Annotated in this window: 18 protein-coding genes; 11 read left to right on the forward strand and 7 right to left on the reverse strand. The window is 59.0% G+C overall.

From position 1 onward, the window contains the following. Positions 1-48 precede the first annotated feature (48 nt). Positions 49-1,431, forward strand: coding sequence for an amino acid permease (locus tag V7Q49_RS06145; RefSeq protein ID WP_333849857.1), 1,383 nt, complete (start codon positions 49-51; stop codon positions 1,429-1,431). A gap of 39 nt (positions 1,432-1,470) precedes the next feature. Further along, the gene (gene folM, locus V7Q49_RS06150; protein WP_333849858.1) at positions 1,471-2,193 is read left to right on the forward strand and encodes a dihydromonapterin reductase; all 723 of its coding nucleotides are present in this window, start codon (positions 1,471-1,473) and stop codon (positions 2,191-2,193) included. Here folM and V7Q49_RS06155 read toward each other — a convergent pair. Further along, positions 2,190-2,525, reverse strand: a complete 336-nt coding sequence (locus tag V7Q49_RS06155; protein ID WP_333849860.1) for a GlpM family protein — start codon at positions 2,523-2,525, stop codon at positions 2,190-2,192. The two genes, folM and V7Q49_RS06155, sit on opposite strands and share 4 nt — an antisense overlap. Positions 2,526-2,653: 128 nt before the next feature. Here V7Q49_RS06155 and rstA point away from each other — a divergent pair, with 128 nt between their 5' ends. The 3 genes from rstA (at position 2,654) to tus (ending at position 5,692) form a co-directional block, all read left to right on the forward strand. Continuing rightward, entirely contained in the window at positions 2,654-3,370 is a 717-nt protein-coding gene (gene rstA / locus V7Q49_RS06160; RefSeq protein ID WP_333849862.1) for a two-component system response regulator RstA, read from the forward strand. Between the two features lie 20 nt (positions 3,371-3,390). Further along, positions 3,391-4,689, forward strand: a complete 1,299-nt coding sequence (gene rstB / locus V7Q49_RS06165; RefSeq protein WP_333849863.1) for a two-component system sensor histidine kinase RstB — start codon at positions 3,391-3,393, stop codon at positions 4,687-4,689. Positions 4,690-4,762: 73 nt separating this feature from the next. Beyond that, entirely contained in the window at positions 4,763-5,692 is a 930-nt protein-coding gene (gene tus, locus V7Q49_RS06170) for a DNA replication terminus site-binding protein (protein WP_333849864.1), read from the forward strand. Here tus and fumC read toward each other — a convergent pair whose 3' ends face one another. Continuing rightward, a complete protein-coding gene (gene fumC, locus V7Q49_RS06175; RefSeq protein WP_333849865.1) occupies positions 5,693-7,087 on the reverse strand; it encodes a class II fumarate hydratase in 1,395 nt (464 codons plus the stop codon). A gap of 192 nt (positions 7,088-7,279) precedes the next feature. Beyond that, on the reverse strand, positions 7,280-8,926 hold the full coding sequence (fumA, locus tag V7Q49_RS06180; protein ID WP_333849866.1) for a class I fumarate hydratase FumA: 1,647 nt from the start codon (positions 8,924-8,926) through the stop codon (positions 7,280-7,282). A gap of 200 nt (positions 8,927-9,126) precedes the next feature. Between fumA and manA the strand changes: the two genes are divergently transcribed. Both manA and V7Q49_RS06190 read left to right on the forward strand, forming a co-directional pair. Further along, entirely contained in the window at positions 9,127-10,299 is a 1,173-nt protein-coding gene (gene manA, locus V7Q49_RS06185) for a mannose-6-phosphate isomerase (RefSeq protein ID WP_333849867.1), read from the forward strand. A 101-nt stretch (positions 10,300-10,400) separates the two neighbouring features. Beyond that, entirely contained in the window at positions 10,401-11,972 is a 1,572-nt protein-coding gene (locus V7Q49_RS06190) for a YdgA family protein (RefSeq protein ID WP_333849868.1), read from the forward strand. A 40-nt stretch (positions 11,973-12,012) separates the two neighbouring features. Here the strand turns inward: V7Q49_RS06190 and V7Q49_RS06195 are convergent, their stop codons facing one another. Further along, complete coding sequence (locus tag V7Q49_RS06195) at positions 12,013-12,867, reverse strand: alpha/beta fold hydrolase (RefSeq protein ID WP_333849869.1); 855 nt, start codon at positions 12,865-12,867, stop codon at positions 12,013-12,015. 14 nt (positions 12,868-12,881) lie between these two features. Further along, positions 12,882-13,853 (reverse strand): MBL fold metallo-hydrolase, encoded by a 972-nt coding sequence (locus tag V7Q49_RS06200; protein ID WP_333849871.1) that lies wholly within the window; start codon positions 13,851-13,853, stop codon positions 12,882-12,884. A gap of 117 nt (positions 13,854-13,970) precedes the next feature. Between V7Q49_RS06200 and V7Q49_RS06205 the strand changes: the two genes are divergently transcribed. After that, on the forward strand, positions 13,971-14,861 hold the full coding sequence (locus tag V7Q49_RS06205) for a LysR family transcriptional regulator (protein ID WP_333849872.1): 891 nt from the start codon (positions 13,971-13,973) through the stop codon (positions 14,859-14,861). Between the two features lie 8 nt (positions 14,862-14,869). Here the strand turns inward: V7Q49_RS06205 and V7Q49_RS06210 are convergent, their stop codons facing one another. Further along, positions 14,870-15,898 (reverse strand): Mal regulon transcriptional regulator MalI, encoded by a 1,029-nt coding sequence (locus V7Q49_RS06210; protein ID WP_333849873.1) that lies wholly within the window; start codon positions 15,896-15,898, stop codon positions 14,870-14,872. Between the two features lie 178 nt (positions 15,899-16,076). On the opposite strand from V7Q49_RS06210, the gene malX reads away from it, so the two are divergent. The 3 genes from malX to add all read left to right on the forward strand — a co-directional run bounded on the left by malX (position 16,077) and on the right by add (position 19,989). Then, positions 16,077-17,669, forward strand: coding sequence for a maltose/glucose-specific PTS transporter subunit IIBC (gene malX / locus V7Q49_RS06215; RefSeq protein ID WP_333849874.1), 1,593 nt, complete (start codon positions 16,077-16,079; stop codon positions 17,667-17,669). A gap of 49 nt (positions 17,670-17,718) precedes the next feature. Beyond that, complete coding sequence (locus tag V7Q49_RS06220) at positions 17,719-18,891, forward strand: MalY/PatB family protein (protein ID WP_333849875.1); 1,173 nt, start codon at positions 17,719-17,721, stop codon at positions 18,889-18,891. Positions 18,892-18,987: 96 nt separating this feature from the next. After that, entirely contained in the window at positions 18,988-19,989 is a 1,002-nt protein-coding gene (gene add / locus V7Q49_RS06225; RefSeq protein ID WP_333849876.1) for an adenosine deaminase, read from the forward strand. A 33-nt stretch (positions 19,990-20,022) separates the two neighbouring features. Here add and V7Q49_RS06230 read toward each other — a convergent pair whose 3' ends face one another. Beyond that, positions 20,023-21,063, reverse strand: coding sequence for an oxidoreductase (locus tag V7Q49_RS06230; RefSeq protein ID WP_333849877.1), 1,041 nt, complete (start codon positions 21,061-21,063; stop codon positions 20,023-20,025). Positions 21,064-21,171: the final 108 nt, after the last annotated feature.

A 21,171-nucleotide genomic window follows, 5' to 3' on the forward strand; every position in this document is an offset into this window, starting at 1 on the left:
TTCGCAAAATAATTATTCTGGATCTGACCCTTTTTAAAAAGGAAGCCAATGGAAAAGAAACTTGGCCTGAGCGCTTTGACTGCGCTTGTTTTAAGCTCCATGCTCGGTGCAGGCGTATTCAGTCTGCCGCAGAATATGGCGGCCGTTGCCAGCCCGTCCGCGCTGCTGATCGGCTGGGGGATCACCGGTGCCGGGATCCTGCTGCTGGCCTTTGCCATGCTGCTGCTGACGCGTATCCGTCCCGATCTCGACGGTGGAATTTTCACCTACGCCCGTGAAGGCTTTGGTGAGCTGGTGGGCTTCTGTTCCGCATGGGGTTACTGGCTGTGCGCGGTGATTGCCAACGTCTCTTATCTGGTGATCGTCTTTTCTGCGCTGAGTTTCTTTACCGATACCCCTGAGCTGCGCCTGTTTGGCGATGGCAATACCTGGCAATCTATCGTTGGCTCCTCGGTGCTGCTGTGGTTCGTCCATTTCCTCGTGCTGCGCGGCGTGCAGACCGCGGCGAGCATCAACCTGGTCGCCACCCTGGCGAAGCTGGTGCCGCTGGGGCTGTTTGTTGTGCTGGCGTTTATCGCCTTTCGTCTCGATGTGTTTAGCATGGACTTTACCGGCGTGGCGCTGGGCGTCCCGGTCTGGGAGCAGGTGAAAAACACCATGCTGATCACCCTGTGGGTGTTTATCGGGGTGGAGGGCGCGGTGGTGGTCTCGGCCCGGGCGCGCAATAAACAGGACGTCGGTCGCGCCACGCTGCTGGCGGTGCTGGCCGCGCTGGGGGTCTATCTGCTGGTCACCCTGCTCTCCCTGGGCGTGGTAGCCCGCCCGGAGCTGGCGGAGATGCGTAACCCGTCAATGGCGGGTCTGATGGTGAAAATGATGGGTTCCTGGGGCGAAGTGGTGATTGCCGCCGGCCTGATCGTCTCGGTATGCGGGGCCTATCTGAGCTGGACGATTATGGCAGCAGAAGTGCCGTTCCTCGCCGCGACCCATAAAGCGTTTCCACGTCTGTTTGCCCGTCAGAACAAAAACAGTGCGCCTTCCGCCTCACTGTGGCTGACCAATATTAGCGTGCAGGTGTGTCTGGTGCTGATCTGGCTCACAGGTTCTGACTATAACACTTTGTTAACCATCGCCTCCGAGATGATTCTGGTACCCTATTTCCTGGTGGGCGCATTTTTGCTAAAAATAGCTACCCGCCCGATGCACACCGTCGTGGGGATGGGGGCCTGTATTTATGGCTTATGGCTGCTGTATGCCTCCGGCCCGATGCATCTGCTGCTCTCCGTGGTACTTTATGCGCCGGGGCTGCTGGTGTTTATCTACGCCCGTCGCACCCACCAGCTGCAACACGCGCTGAAGCGTCGTGAAATGGTGTTGATTGGAATGTTACTGGTTGCCGCATTACCGGCAACGTGGATGCTGATGGGATAAATGACCGTTTCCCATCGTCGAACGGTTAAGGAGAATACGATGGGACACGCAAAGCCGCTCCCGATCCTGATTACTGGCGGAGGCCGTCGCATCGGCCTCGCGCTTGCCCACCATTTTTTGAATCTTCACCAGCCTGTCATTATCAGCTATCGCACGAAATACCAGGCGATTGAGACGTTGTGCGAGGCGGGTGCGACCTGCATTCAGGCCGATTTCGCCACTGACGAGGGTATCCTGGCGTTTGCCGAACGGGTTAAATCTGAAACCACCGGGTTACGCGGCATCATCCATAATGCCAGCGCGTGGATGTCAGAAACCCCGGAGACGTCGCTCAGCGAAACGCTCTCCTGCATGCTGCAGATCCACGTTCACGCCCCCTATCTGCTGAACCATGCCCTGCAGGATCTGCTCCGCGGGCACGGCCATGCCGCCAGCGACATCATCCACTTTACCGACTATGTGGTGGAGCGCGGCAGCGATAAGCACATTGCCTATGCTGCGAGCAAAGCCGCACTGGATAACATGACCCGCTCGTTTGCTCGCAAGCTGGCGCCGGAAGTGAAGGTCAACGCCATCGCCCCGTCGCTGATCCTGTTTAACGAGCACGACGATGCCGACTATCGCAAGCAGGCGCTGAATAAATCGCTGATGAAGATCGCCCCCGGTGAAAAAGAGGTGATCGACTTAATTGACTACATTCTGACCAGCTGCTACGTTACCGGCCGATCGTTTGGCGTCGATGGCGGGCGTCCGTTGCGTTAGTGGAAACGACTCCAGCAGAAGATTAACACCCAGGCGCTGAGGCACCAGCAGACCACCGCCCCGCCCAGCGCCAGGGGCAGACGCATCACCCCGACGAAATACCAGAGCGAGAGCAAATAGAGGAAGTACGGAATAATCGCCCACATCCCGAAGATGATGGTGGTGCGCAGCGCCTCAATGCCGCGCTCGGAAGCGACAATATAATGCGCAATCAGGGCAAAGGTCGGGAACAGCGGGAGCAACCCGGCTATATAGTAGTTTTTGGTTTTTGCCAGTATCCCAATCAGTAACACCACCAGCGCGCCTATCGCCGCTTTAATCAGCAATCCCATCCCTTTTCCCTTAACAACTAAATAACAATGCCCGGCAGCATAACGGAACGGCAACAATTTGCGAATGATTAATGGAAGGTTAAGGTTGCGCGGTGTATGTTGGCCTTTTCCGAAGACACAGACGTGCTATGAACAAGATCGTATACGTTGAGGATGAACCCGAAGTTGGCCAGCTGATTGCGGCTTATCTGGGTAAACATGATATGGATGTCATCGTCGAACCGCGCGGCGACCGGGCTGAAGAGGTCGTGGCACGGGAAAAACCCGATCTGGTGCTGCTGGATATTATGTTACCCGGTAAAGACGGCATGACCCTGTGCCGGGATCTGCGTGCCGTCTGGCAAGGCCCGATTGTGCTGCTGACCTCTCTCGACAGCGACATGAACCATATCCTGTCGCTGGAGATGGGGGCTAACGACTATATTCTCAAAACCACCCCACCGGCGGTACTGCTGGCACGCCTGCGCCTGCATCTTCGCCAGCACGTTGCGACCTCCAGTGATGCCCCCGCTCCGCTGTTAACCCCGCACAAAGCCCTGCGGTTCGGCACCCTGTCCATCGACCCGGTGAATCGCCAGGTGCTGCTGTCCGGCGAACAGGTGGCGCTGTCGACGGCGGATTTCGATCTGCTGTGGGAGCTGGCGACCCATGCCGGACAGATCATGGACCGGGACGCGCTGCTAAAAAACCTGCGCGGCGTCAGCTACGATGGCATGGACCGCAGCGTGGACGTGGCCATCTCCCGTCTGCGCAAGAAACTGCTGGATAATGCCACCGAACCTTTCCGCATTAAAACCGTGCGTAACAAAGGCTATCTCTTCGCGCCGCACGCCTGGGATATCTGACACTTCCTCCGGGTACTTTCATGAAAAAGCTGTTTGTGCAGTTTTACCTCCTGCTGTTTGTCTGCTTCCTGGTGATGACCATGCTGGTTGGGCTGGTCTACAAGTTCACCGCCGAGCGGGCGGGCCGGCAGTCGCTGGATGATTTGATGAAAAGCTCGCTCTATTTGATGCGCAGCGAACTGCGTGAGATCCCGCCTCACGACTGGGCGCGTACCATCAAACAGCTGGATTTGAACCTGTCATTCAAACTGCGCATCGAACCGCTGAAAAAGTACGACCTGGATGCCCCAACCATGCAGCGTCTGCGCAGCGGTGACATCGTGGCGCTGGACGAGCAGTACACCTTTATCCAGCGTATTCCGCGCAGCCACTATGTGCTGGCGGTCGGCCCGGTGCCCTACCTCTACTTCCTGCACCAGATGCGCCTGCTGGATATCGCCCTGCTGGCCTTTATCGCCATTTCGCTGGCTTTTCCGGTGTTTATCTGGATGCGCCCGCACTGGCAGGACATGCTGCGCCTCGAGGCTGCCGCCCAGCGTTTTGGCGACGGACATCTGACCGAGCGGATCCACTTCGACAGCGGGTCCAGCTTTGAGCGGCTGGGCGTGGCGTTTAACCAGATGGCGGACAATATTAATGCCCTGATCGCCAGCAAAAAACAGCTGATCGACGGTATTGCTCACGAGCTGCGCACCCCGCTGGTACGGCTGCGCTACCGGCTGGAGATGAGTGAAAACCTGACCACGGCGGAGTCCCAGGCGCTGAACCGCGATATCAGCCAGCTTGAGGCGCTGATCGAGGAGCTGCTGACCTATGCCCGCCTCGACCGTCCGCAGAACGAATTGAAGCTCACCACCCAGGACCTGCCCGCCTGGCTGCGCAGCTACGTTGAGGACGTGCAGAGCGTCAACCCCCAGCGCACGTTGCTGATGACCAGCATGGGTGGCGACTATGGCGCGCTGGATATGCGCTTGATGGAGCGGGTGGTGGATAATCTGGTCAATAACGCCCTGCGCTACAGCGATAATCAGCTGCGGATTTCGCTGCACCTGCACGACAATCGCGCCAGTTTGTGGGTAGAGGATGATGGCCCCGGCATCGCACCCGACGCCCGCAAGCGGGTGTTTGAGCCCTTTGTCCGTCTCGACCCGAGCCGGGACCGCGCCACCGGCGGCTGCGGCCTTGGTCTGGCGATCGTCCACTCTATCGCTCAGGCATTGGGGGGCGACGTCAGCTGCGAAGCGAGCGATCTCGGCGGAGCCCGGTTCTGCTTTAACTGGCCCATCTGGCACCACCTTCCTTCCCTTACCGCTGACTGACCCAAACCGCACGCTGGCCTGACCCGGCGTGCTGTGCTATATATTTAGTATGTTGTAACTAATGTGGTGCACTATGGCGACCTACGATCTTATCGAACGCTTAACCTCAACCTTTCGCCAGATGGAGTACGAGCTGGCGCAACTCACGGACGATCTGCAAACCTGCCGGTTGCTGGCGGGCCGCGTGTTCTCGCTGCCCGACGTCGCCAAAGGCGCCGAGCACGATCCGCTCAACGCCATCACGGTGAAGCAGCACCTCGGTCAGGAGGCGCTGACCATGGCGCTGCAGCACTATCGTCATCTGTTTATTCAGCAGCAGTCGGAAACCCGCAGCAGCAAGGCCGCCGTGCGCCTGCCGGGGGTGATCTGCCTGCAAAGCGATGCCGCCCACAGGGCGCAGCTGACGGATCAGATTGCGAGCATTAACGCCTTAAAAGCCGAATTTGAAAGAATCGTCACCGAGGAGTCAGGCCTCGCCCCCGCCGCCCGCTTTGAGTGGGTGCATCACCATCTGCCCGGTTTGATTACCCTTAACGCCTATCGCACCTTAACGGCGATCAACCACCCCGCCACCCTGCGCTTCGGCTGGGCCAATAAGCACATCATCAAAAATTTCACCCGGGATGAGGTGCTGGCGATGCTGGAAAAAAGCCTGAAGTCCCCGCGCGCCGTGGCGCCCTGGTCCAGAGATCAGTGGGTGGAGCGGCTGGAGGCAGAATATACCGCCATCCACGCCTTGCCTGAGCAGGCGCGGCTGAAGATCAAACGGCCAGTGAAGGTACAGCCTATTGCCCGGGTCTGGTATGCCGGACAGCAAAAGCAGGTCCAGTACGCTTGCCCGACGCCGCTGATCGCCTTGTACGACGCTGACCAGGGGGCGGTGATCCCGGACATTGGTGAACTGCTGAATTACGATGCTGACAACGTTCAGCACCGCTATAAGCCGCAGGCGCAGCCGCTGCGATTGATTATCCCGCGGCTGCACCTGTACGTGGCGGAGTAGCTATTTCAGGCTGCCGACCATCTCTTCCGGGCGGACCCAGCTGTCGAACTCGGCCTCGGTGAGATACCCCAGCGCCAGGGCGGCGGCTTTCAGGGTCAGCCCCTCTTTATGCGCTTTCTTGGCGATTTCAGCCGCCTTGTCATAGCCGATGTGGGTATTGAGCGCCGTCACCAGCATTAACGACTCGTTAAGGAGCTGACTGATGCGCTCGCGCTCAGGCTCGATGCCCACCGCGCAGTGCTCGTTAAAGCTCTCCATTCCGTCGGCCAGCAGACGCACCGACTGGAGGAAGTTATGGATAACCATCGGGCGATAGACGTTCAGCTCAAAGTTGCCCGAGGCCCCGCCCATGTTTACCGCCACGTCGTTGCCCATCACCTGACAGCAGAGCATGGTCATGGCTTCGCACTGGGTCGGGTTGACCTTGCCCGGCATGATGGAACTGCCCGGCTCGTTCTCAGGGATGCTGATCTCCCCGATGCCGCAGCGCGGCCCGGAGGCCAGCCAGCGCACGTCGTTGGCGATTTTCATCAGCGAGGCCGCCAGCCCTTTCAGCGCCCCGTGGGCATGCACCAGCGCGTCGCAGGTGGCCAGCGCCTCGAACTTATTTGGCGCGGTAACAAACGGCTGCCCGGTGATGGTCGCCAGCTCTTCCGCCACGCGCACCGCGTACTCGGGATGGGTGTTGAGCCCGGTGCCCACCGCGGTGCCGCCCAGCGCCAGCTCCGCCAGGTGCGGCAGGCTGTTGTCGATATGGCGAAGGTTGTGCTCGAGCATCGCCACCCAGCCGGAAATCTCCTGCCCGAGGGTCAGAGGCGTAGCATCCTGCAGATGGGTTCGCCCAATTTTGACGATACCGGCGAAGGCCTGAGCTTTGTCGTCAAGGGTCTGCTTCAGCACGTTCAGCTGGGGGATCAGCTGCTCGCGCAGGGCAATCACCGCCGCGACGTGCATCGCCGTCGGGAAGACGTCGTTGGAGCTCTGGCTTTTGTTGACGTCGTCGTTGGGGTGGATTTTGCGCTCCATGCCGCGTACCCCGCCGAGCAGCTCGCTGCCGCGGTTAGCCAGCACCTCGTTCATGTTCATGTTGCTCTGGGTGCCGGAGCCGGTCTGCCAGATGGCGAGGGGGAATTCATCAGGATGCTTGCCGGCCAACACTTCATCAGCGGCGCTGATAATCGCGGTGGCTTTTTCCGCCGCCAGCAGGCCTAAATCCTGGTTTACTTTAGCGGCAGCACGTTTGGTCAGCGCCAGGGCCTGGATCAGCGAGACCGGCATTTTTTCAGTGGAAATACGGAAATGTTCCAGCGAGCGCTGGGTTTGCGCGCCCCAGAGTTTGTCCTGCGGGACGTCGATGGCACCCATCGAATCTTTCTCACTGCGTGAGGTGGTCATTACTTTCTCCTTGATAACACTGAAGTGGATTGCTCACAGCTCAAAGAAACAAGTATTGATGAGAACGGGGAAAGGGTATGGCGCTTTGTGCGCTCTTTTTGTGCCGGGCAGTGCCGGGTGGCGGCTACGCCTTACCCGGCCTACCGAACATGTAGGCCTGGTAAGGGCAGCGCCACCCGGCAGGTTTTTAAACTACTTCACACAGGCCGAACACTGGGAAGACTGGATCTGCTTGAAGAAGTCGTTGCCTTTGTCATCCACGAGGATAAACGCCGGGAAGTCTTCCACTTCAATTTTCCAGATCGCTTCCATCCCTAGCTCCGGGTACTCCACGCACTCGAGGCTCTTGATGCTGCCCTGGGCCAGGACCGCAGCCGGGCCACCGATGCTGCCGAGGTAGAAGCCGCCGTGCTTGTGGCACGCGTCGGTCACCTGCTGGCTGCGGTTGCCCTTCGCCAGCATGATCATGCTCCCGCCGTTCGCCTGGAGCTGATCCACGTAGGAGTCCATACGCCCGGCGGTAGTTGGGCCTAAGGAGCCGGAGGCATAGCCGTCCGGGGTTTTCGCCGGGCCCGCGTAGTAGATCGGGTGATCCTTGATGTACTGCGGCAGTCCTTCGCCGTTATCCAGACGCTCTTTCAGCTTGGCGTGAGCGATATCGCGGCCCACGATGATGGTGCCGTTCAGGGAGAGACGGGTGGAGACCGGATACTGGGACAGCTGGGCGAGGATCTCGCTCATCGGACGGTTCAGATCGATGCGTACCGCCTCGCCCTCGCCCGCTTTACGCAGTTCTTCCGGGATGTACTTGCCCGGGTTGTTCTCCAGTTTTTCGATCCAGATACCGTCGCGGTTGATCTTCGCCTTGATGTTGCGGTCCGCCGAACAGGAGACGCCCATGCCCACCGGGCAGGATGCGCCATGGCGCGGGAGACGGATCACGCGGATATCGTGGGCGAAATATTTGCCGCCAAACTGCGCGCCGAGGCCGAGGTTCTGCGCTTCCACCAGCAGCTCCTGCTCGAGCTGGACGTCGCGGAACGCCTGGCCGTGCTCGTTACCTTCGGTCGGCAGGCCGTCGTAGTATTTGGTCGAAGCCAGCTTGACGGTTTTCAGGGTGCTCTCCGCTGAGGTGCCGCCAATGACAAACGCGATGTGGTACGGCGGACAGGCCGCGGTGCCGAGCGTGCGCATCTTCTCCACCAGGTAGTTCTTCAGCTTGCCCGGAGAGAGCAGCGCTTTGGTCTCCTGATAGAGATAGGTTTTGTTCGCTGAACCGCCGCCTTTGGCGATACAGAGGAATTTGTATTCGTCGCCATCAACGCTGTAGAGGTCGATCTGCGCCGGCAGGTTGGTGCCGGTATTCACCTCTTTGTACATATCCAGCGCCGCGTTTTGCGAGTAGCGCAGGTTATCTTCGATATAGGTGTTATACACGCCGCGGGCCAGGGCCGCTTCGTCGCCGCCGCCGGTCCAGACGCGCTGGCCTTTTTTGCCGGTGATGATGGCGGTGCCGGTGTCCTGACAGGTCGGCAGAATGCCTTTCGCCGCGATATCGGAGTTACGCAGGAACTGCAGAGCGACGTATTTGTCGTTTTCACTGGCCTGCGGGTCGCTGAGGATATCGGCTACCTGCTGCTGGTGCGCCGGGCGCAGCATAAAGGAGGCATCGTGGAAGGCATGTTGCGCCAGTAAGGTCAGCGCCTGCGGGTCAACCTTCAGGATCTCCTGCCCCTCAAACTCTGAGACGGACACATGATCGCGGGTTAACAGGTAATATTCGGTCTGATCCTTTGCCAGCGGGAAAGGATCCTGATAATGGAAGGGTTTATTCGACATTGATCTCTCACTTACGACATTGCTGATTATGGTTCAGGCAGATGTTCCGTTTGCCCTGCTTAAAAGCGAGTTGGCTTATCCTACACAATTTTTTAACAAAAACTGAGACTAGTACGACTTTTTCCGTGCGCAGGTTACTTCCGTCCGGTTTATTGCTTTAATACGGGCAGTTAATTCCACATTTGAAACAGGGCTTGATAATGCAAAAACTCATTAACTCAGTGCAGAACTACGCCTGGGGAAGTCAAACTGCGTTAACGGATCTCTACGGTATCGCCAACCCGGACAACCTGCCGATGGCAGAGCTGTGGATGGGCGCGCACCCGAAGAGCAGCTCAAAAATTGACGATGCCGGCGCGGTGCGTTCCCTACGCGAGGTCATCGATGCAGATAAAGCCACGCTGCTGGGCGCTAAGGTCGCTGAGCGCTTTGGCGAGCTGCCGTTCCTCTTTAAAGTGCTGTGCGCCGATCAGCCGCTGTCGATTCAGGTTCACCCGAACAAGCAGGCCTCTGAAGCGGGCTTTGCCAAAGAGAACGCGGCAGGTATTCCGCTGGATGCCGCCGAACGTAACTATAAAGATCCGAACCACAAACCGGAGCTGGTGTTCGCCCTGACGCCGTTCCTGGCGATGAACGCCTTCCGCGAATTCTCTGAAATCGTCTCCCTGCTGCAGCCGGTGGCCGGGGCGCATAGCGCCATTGCCCACTTCCTTGAAAAACCGGATGCCGATCGCCTGAGCCATCTCTTCGCCAGCCTGCTGAATATGAAGGGCGAGGAGAAATCCCGCGCGCTGGCAGTGCTGAAAGCGGCGCTCAACGGCCAGCAGGGCGAGCCGTGGCAGACCATCCGTGTGATTTCAGAATTTTACCCCGACGACAGCGGCCTCTTCTCCCCGCTGCTGCTGAACGTGGTGAAACTGGAGCCAGGCGAAGCGATGTTCCTGTTCGCCGAAACCCCGCACGCCTACCTGAAGGGCGTGGCGCTGGAGGTGATGGCCAATTCCGATAACGTGCTGCGCGCGGGCCTTACGCCGAAATACATCGACATTCCTGAACTGGTGGCTAACGTCAAATTCGTCGCCAAACCGTCAGCTGAACTGCTTACTCAACCGGTGAAAAACGGCGCAGAGCTGGACTTCCCGATTCCGGTGGACGATTTCGCCTTCTCGCTGCACGACCTGAGCAGCGCAGAGACCCGGATTGCCCAGCAGAGCGCGGCGATCCTGTTCTGCGTCGAGGGCGAAGCGGTGCTGAGCAAGGGCGACGAGCGCCTGGTGCTGAAGCCGGGCGAGTCGGCGTTTGTTGCGGCCAGCGACTCGCCGATCGGCGTCAGCGGCGTCGGCCGTCTGGCCCGGGTTTTCAACAAGCTCTAGCGGTCGGCTGAATTTTTTAACAATTATTGCTAAGCTATTGGTAATCTTATGACCTCACCGGGCGGTTTTCACCGCTCGGTTTCATTTTAGGGATAATCACGATGAAGAAATCGGTTATAGCTGCAGGCGTTATTATTGCATTAGGGGTGGTCTGGACGGGTGCTTCCTGGTATACCGGGAAACAGCTGGAGAGCCATCTGGCTGAGATGGTAGCGCAGGCGAATAGCGAACTTAAGCGTACCGCACCGGAAGCCGGGCTGGAGTTGAGCTATCAGGATTACCAGCGCGGCCTGTTCAAAAGCCATCTGCAGCTGGTGCTTAAACCGGTCGCTGGCACCCAAAATCCATGGCTGCAGCCAGGACAAAGTCTGGTGCTGAACGAGGTGGTCGATCACGGCCCCTTCCCGCTGGCCCAGCTGAAAACCTTCAATCTGATCCCGTCTATGGCCTCGGTCAAATCGACCCTGGTGAACAACGAAGCCTCTAAGCCGCTGTTCGATCTGGCGAAGAATGAATCCCCGTTCGAGGCCAATACCCGCATCAGCTATGCCGGTGATACCAGCACCGATCTGGCGCTGAAAGCGTTGAATTACGAGAACGGCGACGAGAAAGTGGCCTTCAGCGGCGGTAATTTCAAACTCGATGCTGACCGCGACGGCAACAGCTTCTCCCTGAAAGGTGAAGCGGCCAGCGGCCTGGTCAATGCGGTGAACGAGTACGGCCAGAAAGTGCAGCTTACCTTCAACAACCTGAAGACCGAGGGCAACAGCCGTCTGACCGACTTTGACGAGCGGATCGGCGATCAGAAAGTCACTCTCGATAAGCTGGCCATCGCTATTGAAGGCAAAGAGATGGCGGTGCTGGAAGGCACGGATCTGAACGGTAAGGCAGAGCTGTCGAAAGACGGCAAGAGCGTTAACAGCCAGGTGGATTACAGCCTGAAGAGCCTGAAAATACAGAATCAGGACATGGGTACCGGCAAGCTGACGCTGAAAATCGGCAATATCGACGGTCAGGCGTGGCATCAGTTCAGCCAGCAGTATCGCGCCCAGAGCCAGGCGCTGCTGGCCGACAAAGAGCTGATGACCAACAACCCGGCGCTCTATCAGCAGAAAGCGACGGAGGCCTTCTTCAGCAATCTGCCGATCCTGCTGAAAGGCGAGCCGGTCGTCACCCTGGCGCCGCTGAGCTGGAAAAACAGCAAAGGCGAGACCAACTTTAACCTGTCGCTGTTCCTGAAAGATCCGGCTACCGCGACGGGTCAAGCCCAGACGCTGGCTCAGGAAGTGGATCGCAGCGTGAAATCGCTGGAGAGCAAGCTGACCATCCCGATGGACATGGCGACCGAGTTCATGACCCAGATTGCGAAGCTGGAAGGCTATAACGAGGATGACGCCGGTAAGCTGGCCAGCCAGCAGGTGAAAGGCCTGGCGGCGATGGGTCAGATGTTCCGCATCACCACCGTGGAAGATAACGTGATCGGCACCAGCCTGCAGTACAGCAACGGTCAGGTGACCCTGAACGGGCAGAAAATGCCGCTGGAAGAGTTTGTTGGCATGTTCGGCGTTCCGGCGCTGAACCTGGCGGTACCGGACGAGCCTGCCGCGCCAGCGGCCCCGGCCCCAGAGCCTGCGCCTGCGCCTGCGCCTGCGCCTGCGGTTCCACAGCAATAAAACAGCAAAACCCCTTTTCGGAGGGGTTTTTTATTGCCGATCATCCTTTCCAGCCGGTCAGGAAGTCCATCAGCAGGGCGTTCACCTTCTCCGGCTGTTCCTCCTGCGGCAGATGGCCGCACTCTTCAATACCATAGGCTCTGAGATCGTCCGCCATTTCAGCCCAGACGCTCTGCATATCGAACAGCTTACCCACGGCGTGAAAATCATTGCCCCACAGCGACATCACCGGGCAGACAATTTTGACCTCCGCGTCGGCCAGATCCTGCGCCACATCCTCGGCGTTGGCGCGATAGTCGGCCATCGCCCCACGCACGGCACCGGGAGCCTGATACGCCCGGACATAGGTATCGAACGCCTCACCGCTGATGGTCGAGGGATCGAAAGTCCAGTCCGAGAAGAAATGGCGCAGCCAGATATGCTCCCGACCGGCTATCAGAGCTTCCGGCAGATCGGGCACCAGATGGAACAGGAAGAACCAGTAGGCGCGGGCGATTGAGGCGTTCAGATCGCGGGCGACGATGCGCGTCGGCACGTTATCCATCACCACCAGGCGATCCACCAGCTCGGGATAATCTTTCGCAAAGCGGGTGGCGACGCGCGCCCCGCGGTCGTGCCCTACCAGCACCACTTTATTCAGCCCCAGCGCGCGCATCAGCTCCCGGATATCCCGGGCCATGTTGCGTTTATCGTAGCCGGAGGCCGGCTTATCGGTCTCCCCGTAGCCGCGCAAATCCGGGGCAATCACCCGGTAGTGCTTTGACAGAACCGGAATTTGATAGCGCCAGGCGTAATGGGTTTCCGGGAAACCGTGGAGCAGGATCACCGGCGCGCCTTCGCCCTCTTCAACCACAAACTGACGAATGCCGTTAGCCGTTACGGTGTAACTTTTCATTATATTTCCTCGTCTTATTTCAGCAGGGGGACGTCGGCCGCACGTTGATACGGGCCGTAGATCGCCGGGTTCCAGCTGTAGCCCTGCGCATGAGTTGTAATGTGGCCGATCCCCGGGAAGGCCAGGTGCGCCGCCGCCATCCACTCACCGTCTTTCGCCAGGGCGTTAAACTCCTGCCCACGGGATGCAGTGGCTTTGTTCGCATCCACGTCAAAGCGAATCGACACTTCCGGGTGCGGGAACTGCACGGCCGGGGCGTGGATCAGATCCCCGATAAAGTTGATGGCCTTCCCTTCAGAGGCAAATCGATACACCGTGCTGCCAGGCGTATGGCCGATGGCATAGGCTGTCTGAACTTCTGGGATCGGCGAGGCTGGCGGAACGAAGGTTTTCAGCTTCCCGGCTGCTTTATAGGCTGCCAGGGCGTTTTGGGCGATAGCGAAATACTCTTTGGCATTGGCAGGAGCGCGGGCTTCTTTTGCCGGATCCAGCCAGTAGTCGGCCTCGCCCTGCGGCACCCAGACGGTGGCATTGGGGAATAGCGCCTTACCGGAGGCATCGCTCAGGCCGCAGACGTGGTCCAGGTGGAGGTGGGTCAGGAAGAGGGTATCCACCTGCTCAGGACGGTAGCCGGAGGCCTGCATATTGGGAATCAATTGCCCTGCGGTTTGCGGCACGCAGTGGCCCGCCCCGCTGTCAATCAACACCAGATGTTTACCGGTATTCACCAGAAAAGCGTTGAAGGAGGTGGGCATCCGTTCGGCATCGATCTTATGTTGTGCCAGCAGATCGCGGATTTTGTCGGCTGAGAGCCCGTTTAACAGCGAAGGCGAGAGATCGTTGTAGCCATCGAAAAGCGCCGTCACCTCATTTTGCCCCACCGCCAGGCGGTAATAACCCGGCACCTGCTGGCGTATCTGAGCGGGAGCATCTGCCCACACGGAGCCCGCAAAAAGCAGGCCGCTGAGCGCTAAAACCGTTGTCATCTTTTTCATCATCACTCCGAATTCACTGTTTATCAGGATGTGGAGTGACTATGGCGCTATAACGATATTTAGTGTAGATGTGGGATCTGATACGCCAGTATAACCGGATACGAGATAATGAGACTGGACGATGTGGAAGTGTTTGTTGAAGCGATAAAAGCAGGCAGCCTGGCGGGTGCCGCGCGTCGGCTGTCGATAAGCGCCATGGCGGCGTCGCGCTGCCTCAATAACCTGGAGGCTGAGCTGGGCGTCCGGCTGGTGCATCGCACCACGCGCTCCCTTTCGCCGACCAGCGATGGCGAGGTCTTTTTGCCGCATGCTCAGGCGCTGCTGGAAGATAAGACCAATGCGCTGGCCGACCTGTTTCCCGATGGAGCCCGCCTTTCCGGGCGGCTGCGCATCACCGCCTCGGCGGCGTTTGGGCGCAAAATCATCGCCCCGATGCTGCCCGACTTTATGCGCCAGCATCCTGCCCTGCAGGTTGATTTGCTCGCCACCGATGAGCAGGTTGATATTGTCGGGAAAGGGATCGACGTGGCGTTACGCATTGCCCCGCTGCGGGATAACCGGCTGGTTGCCCATCGCCTGGGTGATAATCCCCGCGATCTGTGTGCCAGCGCAGAGTATCTGGCGGCGAACGGCTATCCGAAAACGCTCAGCGATCTGGCGGCGCACAGCTGCCTGACCACCTCTGACACCACCCACTGGTCATTTGAACAGGGCGGACAGCGGAGCAGACAAAAGGTGTCGGGGCGATTTTCGGCGAATTCCATTGAGGCGATCTTTGAAGCCTGTGTGGGAGGAATGGGCATCGCCAATCTGTCCCGCTGGTACGTTGGGCCCGCCCTGGCGCAAGGCCAGCTCGAGCGGATCGTGCTGGAGGACGCCGAGCCAGAAGCGCTGGCCGTCTGGGCCGTTTACCCCACCTCGCGGCTGATCCCCGCGAAGGTACGCAAGTTTGTCGAGGCGCTTGAGGCGCGGCTGGTACGGAACCCCCTCACGCCATGACCCTGAGGCTACTTCACCGTGACCAGGCGAGCGGAGACAATCTGATGCCCGGCCTGCACGTCGGATTTCTCAATCCGCTGCATAATACGGTCTGCCAGAGTGTAGCCCATCTCCCGTGCCGGAGTGGTCGCCCAGACGATAGGCAGATCGTCCAGCGCGTTTTCTGACACGTCGGCAAAGGCGCCAAGCGCTACCTGATGTCCGAAGAAGGTTTCAACCCCGCCTTCCCCGCTCTGGCGTCCGGCGCGGATCAAACCAAACCACGCCCCCATGGCGATGACGTCGTTGTAGCAAATCACGGCGCTAATGGTCGGGCTGGCGCGGAGTAACGTCCCGATCGCTTCTGCCGCCTGTTTCTGGCTGGATCCACACTCCACCACCCATTCACTGTGGAACGGAAGCCCATATTTGATCAGCGTCGAGCAGTAGCCGCCCACCCGTTCGGCGCGGGTCAGGGACGAACTTTTGCCGCCCAGCCAGGCAATCCGCTGATGGCCGCGACGAATAAGATGTTCGGTCAGCATTTGTGCCGCCTGCATGTTGTCCGGGCGCAGGGTATCGGCTTCGTCCAGATAGCTGGCGCGGGAGGCAAACACCAACGGAACGCCCTTCTCCGCCGCCCGCTCGCACAGTTCATTGGTCACCCCGGAGGCCCCGGCAACGATCACCCCATCCACCCCCTGGGTCAGCAGCATGTCGAGGCGCTGGAGCAGCTGATCGGCTTCGCGACCGCCGTGCAGTAAAAACACCATGCGTCCCTGAGATTCCAGCGCTTCGGTCAGGCCTGCCGTCAGTTCTGCATAGAACGGCGAAGTGAGGTCGCGGACGATCAGGCCAATCACCCCGCTCTGTCCACCGCGCAGCGCCGAGGCCTGGCGATTGCGCACAAAGCCCAGCTGCTCCACCGCATCGTTGACACGCTGACCCGTCGCGGAGGAGATCCGCCCTTTCCCGCTCAGCACCAGTGAAACCGTGCTGACGGAAACGCCCGCCGCCAGCGCGACGTCATTGATGGTGATCTTTTTCGCTACTGCCATGTGTTGCCGTGACTCCCTGATAATGAGATCGGTAAAACGTTTTATCAATACGTTATCTTTATACTCTCTGCCAAAGCCTGAGAATGTGATTTAGCGCGCACTAAACTTTGATAAAACGTTTTATCTTCTCGCAGCACTGAGGCAGGTAAACTTATTTTAACAATAAAGGAGTCGTTTTATGACGGCGAAAGCAGCACAAAAAATCTCGCTATGGGAATTTTTCCAGCAACTGGGTAAGACCTTTATGCTGCCCGTGGCTCTGCTCTCCTTCTGCGGCATCATGCTGGGTATCGGCAGCTCGCTCAGCAGCCACGATGTCATTACGCTGATCCCGTTCCTCGGCAATCCTGTGCTGCAGGCGATCTTTATCTGGATGAGCAAGGTCGGCTCCTTTGCCTTTAGCTTCCTGCCGGTGATGTTCTGTATCGCTATCCCGCTGGGGCTGGCCCGCGAAAACAAAGGCGTGGCGGCGTTTGCCGGTTTCGTTGGCTACGCGGTGATGAACCTGGCGGTCAACTTCTGGCTCACCGCCAAAGGCATCCTGCCGACCACCGATGCGGCGGTGCTGAAAGCCAACAACATTCAGAGCGTAATCGGTATTCAGTCAATCGATACCGGGATCCTCGGGGCGGTGATCGCCGGGGTAATCATCTGGATGCTGCACGAGCGTTTCCACAATATTCGCCTGCCGGACGCGCTGGCCTTCTTCGGCGGCACCCGCTTTGTACCGATCGTTACCCTGGTGGTGATGGGTCTGTTCGGTCTGATCATTCCGCTGATTTGGCCGGTCTTTGCCATGGGCATTACCGGCATTGGCCGTATCATTAACAGCGCCGGTGATTTTGGCCCGATGATCTTCGGTACCGGTGAACGCCTGCTGCTGCCCTTTGGACTCCAGCATATCCTCGTGGCGCTGATCCGCTTCACGGAAGCGGGCGGGACGATGGACGTGTGCGGGCACGATGTGAGCGGCGCGCTGACCATCTTCCAGGCGCAGCTGAGCTGCCCGACCACCCACGGCTTCTCCGAGAGCGCGACCCGCTTCCTCTCCCAGGGCAAAATGCCGGCCTTCCTCGGCGGCCTGCCGGGTGCAGCGCTGGCGATGTACCACTGCGCCCGCCCGGAAAACCGTCATAAGATTAAGGGCCTGCTGATCTCCGGCGTCATCGCCTGCGTGGTGGGTGGCACCACCGAACCCATCGAGTTCCTGTTCCTGTTCGTGGCACCGGTGCTGTATCTCATTCACGCGGTGCTGACCGGTCTGGGCTTTACCACCATGGCGGTGCTGGGCGTGACTATCGGGAACACCGACGGCAACGTGATCGACTTTGTGGTGTTCGGCATCCTGCACGGGCTGTCCACCAAATGGTATCTGGTGCCGGTCGTAGCGGCGATTTGGTTCGCGGTGTACTACGGGATCTTCCGCTTCGCCATCACCCGCTTTAACCTGAAAACCCCAGGGCGCGATACCGACGCGGCCACCAGCGTTGAACAGGCCGTGGCGGGTACGATTGGGAAATCCGGCTATAACACCCCTGCCATTCTGGCGGCGCTGGGCGGTGCGGATAACATTACCTCGCTGGATAACTGCATCACCCGCCTGCGCCTGTCGGTGGCGGATATGTCCAAAGTGGATACCAACGCCCTGAAGGCCAACCGCGCCATCGGCGTGGTACAGTTGAATCAGCATAATTTGCAGGTGGTCATCGGCCCGCAGGTGCAGTCAGTGAAAGACGAGCTGGCAACCCTGATGCGAACAGTAGAAGCCTGATGCCTCAGCCCCCTCGCCATGAGGGGGTTTTATTTTAAGGACCAACGTCATGTTTGATTTCTCGACCGTCGTGGATCGTCACGGCACCTGGTGTACCCAGTGGGACTATATTGCCGACCGCTTCGGTGCCGCCGACCTGCTGCCCTTTACCATCTCGGATATGGATTTTGCCACCGCCCCCTGCATCATCGACGCCCTGCAAACCCGCATCGGCCACGGGGTGTTTGGCTACAGCCGCTGGAAAAACGACGAGTTCCTCGCTGCGGTGGCCCACTGGTTCCGTCAGCGCTTTGACAGCACTCTCGACACCAGCAGCATCGTCTATGGCCCGTCGGTGATCTATATGGTGTCTGAGCTGATCCGCCAGTGGTCAGACGCCGGCGATGGCGTGGTGATCCACACCCCGGCGTACGACGCGTTTTACAATGCCATTGCGGGTAATCACCGTCAGGTGGTTTCCGTCGGTCTGCACAACGCAACACAAGGCTGGCAGTGCGATATGGCAGAGCTCGAGGCGGTGCTGGCCCAGCCGCAGAATAAAATTTTATTACTCTGTAGCCCGCATAACCCGACCGGCAAGGTCTGGACCCGGGACGAGCTAACCACCATAGCTGAACTCTGCGCGCGACACGATGTGGCGGTGATCAGCGACGAAATTCATATGGATATGGTGTGGGGCAGCCATCAGCATACCCCCTGGTGCGAGGTGGCGCAGGGGAAATGGGCGCTGCTGACTTCGGGCTCGAAAAGCTTCAATATTCCGGCGCTTACCGGGGCGTACGGCCTGATTGGCGATGAGGTCAGCCGTGCGGCTTATCTGCAGGCGTTGAAGGGACGCGACGGACTCTCCTCACCGTCGGTGCTGGCGCTGGTGGCGCACATCGCCGCCTACCAGCAGGGCGAAGCCTGGCTGGATGCCCTGCGCGGGTATCTGGAGGCCAATCTGCAGTATGTAGCCGACAGGCTGAATGCCGCCTTCCCGGCCCTCAACTGGCAGCCGCCGGAGGCAACCTATCTGGCGTGGATCGATCTTCGCCCGCTAAATATTGACGACAGAGCGCTGCAAAAGGTGCTGATTGAGCAGCAAAAAGTCGCGATCATGCCGGGATATACCTACGGTAAAGAAGGTAACGGCTTTATCCGTCTTAATGCCGGTTGCCCGCGCAGCAAGCTTGAGGAGGGCGTGGCACGCCTGATAGCCGGGATCAGCGCGATACTTTAATTATGTTGCGCAACGGAATTATCCATTGCGCAAATAGCTTTTTCTCTCATTTTGTTTTTATAATAGCTCGCACTTCTACTAATAAAGAGTGCGACCATGATTGATACCACCCTCCCGTTAACTGACGTACATCGCCACCTTGATGGCAATATCCGCGCCCAGACCATCCTGGACCTGGGTCGTCAGTATAATTTAACCCTGCCCGCACAAAATCTTGAGGCGCTGATCCCACACGTGCAGGTCACGGAAAACGAGCCGGATCTGGTTAGCTTCCTGAGCAAACTCGACTGGGGGGTAAAAGTTCTCGCCTCGCTGGACGCCTGCCGTCGCGTCGCCTTTGAAAACATTGAAGATGCCGCGCGCAACGGTCTGCACTACGTCGAGCTGCGCTTCTCGCCGGGCTATATGGCGATGACCCATCAGCTGCCGGTCGCGGGTGTGGTAGAAGCCGTGATTGCCGGCGTACGCGAAGGCTGCAAGACCTTTAACGTGGAAGCACGCCTGATTGGCATCATGAGCCGTACCTTCGGGGAAGATGCCTGCCTGCAGGAGCTTGAGGCCCTGCTGGCGCACAAGGACCAGATCACCGCCGTGGATCTGGCGGGCGACGAGCTGGGCTTCCCTGGCAGTCTGTTCCTCTCCCACTTTAACCGCGCCCGGGATGCGGGCTGGCACATCACCGTTCATGCCGGTGAAGCCGCAGGCCCGGAGAGCATCTGGCAGGCTATTCGCGAGCTGGGCGCCGAACGCATCGGTCATGGGGTGAAGGCGGTCGAAGATCGGGCTCTGATGGACTTCCTGGCGGAACAGCGCATCGGGATTGAATCCTGTCTGACCTCAAACATTCAGACCAGCACCGTGGCGACCCTGGCGCAGCATCCGCTGAAAACCTTCCTTGAACACGGGGTGATGGCCTCGCTGAACACCGACGATCCGGCGGTTCAGGGGGTGGATATTATTCACGAGTATACGGTTGCCGCCTCGCTGGCAGGGCTCAGCCGGGAGCAGATCCGGCAGGCGCAGATCAACGGTCTGGAGATGGCCTTCTTAACCCCTGCCGAGAAGCAGGCGTTACGCGACAAGGTCGCACGCGGATAAGAAAAAGCCCGGCAAGATGGCCGGGCTCTTTTTTTATGCCAGACAGAGGGTCGCGCGATGCTTCGCGGACTCAATCCCCAGCTCGATCAGCTCCATAATCTGGATCGCCTGGCTTGCCGGAACCGGGTTTTCCCCGTCGCCGTTCAGCGCATCGCGGATCCCGGCATAATAGGCCGGATAGTTACCCGGCAGCGTCAGCCAGGTCTCTTCCACACGCTCTTCCCCTTCGACGCGGGTCAGCACGCCGTCACGCATATCGTAGCCCCAGTCTTCCTGCGGCAGTCGTTCGCCGTTTTTCAGACGATCTTCCTGCGGGTCGAGACCAAATTTTACGTAGCTGGCGCGGGAGCCGTGCACGATATAGCGCGCGGATTCCGCCGCCGCCATCATGGTGCCGTGCAGCACCACGCGGCGCTGCGGGTAGCTCAGCACGGCGTGGAAGTAGTCGGTGGCCTGCGCGCCAGGCCGCAGTTGGGCCAGATCGACGTTCAGGCTCACCGGCAAACCGAACAGGTTGACGGCCTGGTCGAGGAGATGCGGGGCCAGATCGTACCAGATGCCGCTGCCCGGGCCTGCCTGCTCGCGCCAGCGGTTACGCACCTGCGGACGGAAGCGATCAAAATGGGATTCGAAATAGGCCACTTCCCCGAGGGAACCGTCGGCGATCAGCGCCTTCACGGTCAGGAAATCGCTGTCCCAACGGCGGTTATGGAAGACCGAAAGCAGCTTGCCGAGGCTTTTCGCCAGCGCGTCCAGCTCCCGGGCCTGTGACAGTGTCACGGTAAAGGGTTTATCGACCACAACATGTTTCCCGGCTTCCAGGGCCGCTTTTGCCAGCGGGAAGTGGGTGTCGTTTGGAGTAGGGATGACGATCAAATCGATAGTGGGATCGTTAAACAGATGCTTCGGCTCGGAAACGACCGGGACCGTCGGCCAGTCGGCATGCACTTTCGCCGCATCGCTGCTGGAAATTGCCGCCAGCTCCATCCCCGGGGTGCCATCAATCAGCGGGGCATGAAACGTTTTACTCGCATAACCATAACCTATTAATCCAACACGGATTTTATCGCTCATGAAGTCGCCTCTTTTCTTTTGACCCACATATTTCACACTATCTCTTCACTGCTCACAATAGATTAATCCGGGGTTTTGTGCCTTAGGGCGATAGAAGCAATCAGTAAT

The sequence above is a fragment of the Leclercia sp. genome (assembly GCF_036780805.1).
Lineage (GTDB): Bacteria > Pseudomonadota > Gammaproteobacteria > Enterobacterales > Enterobacteriaceae > Enterobacter.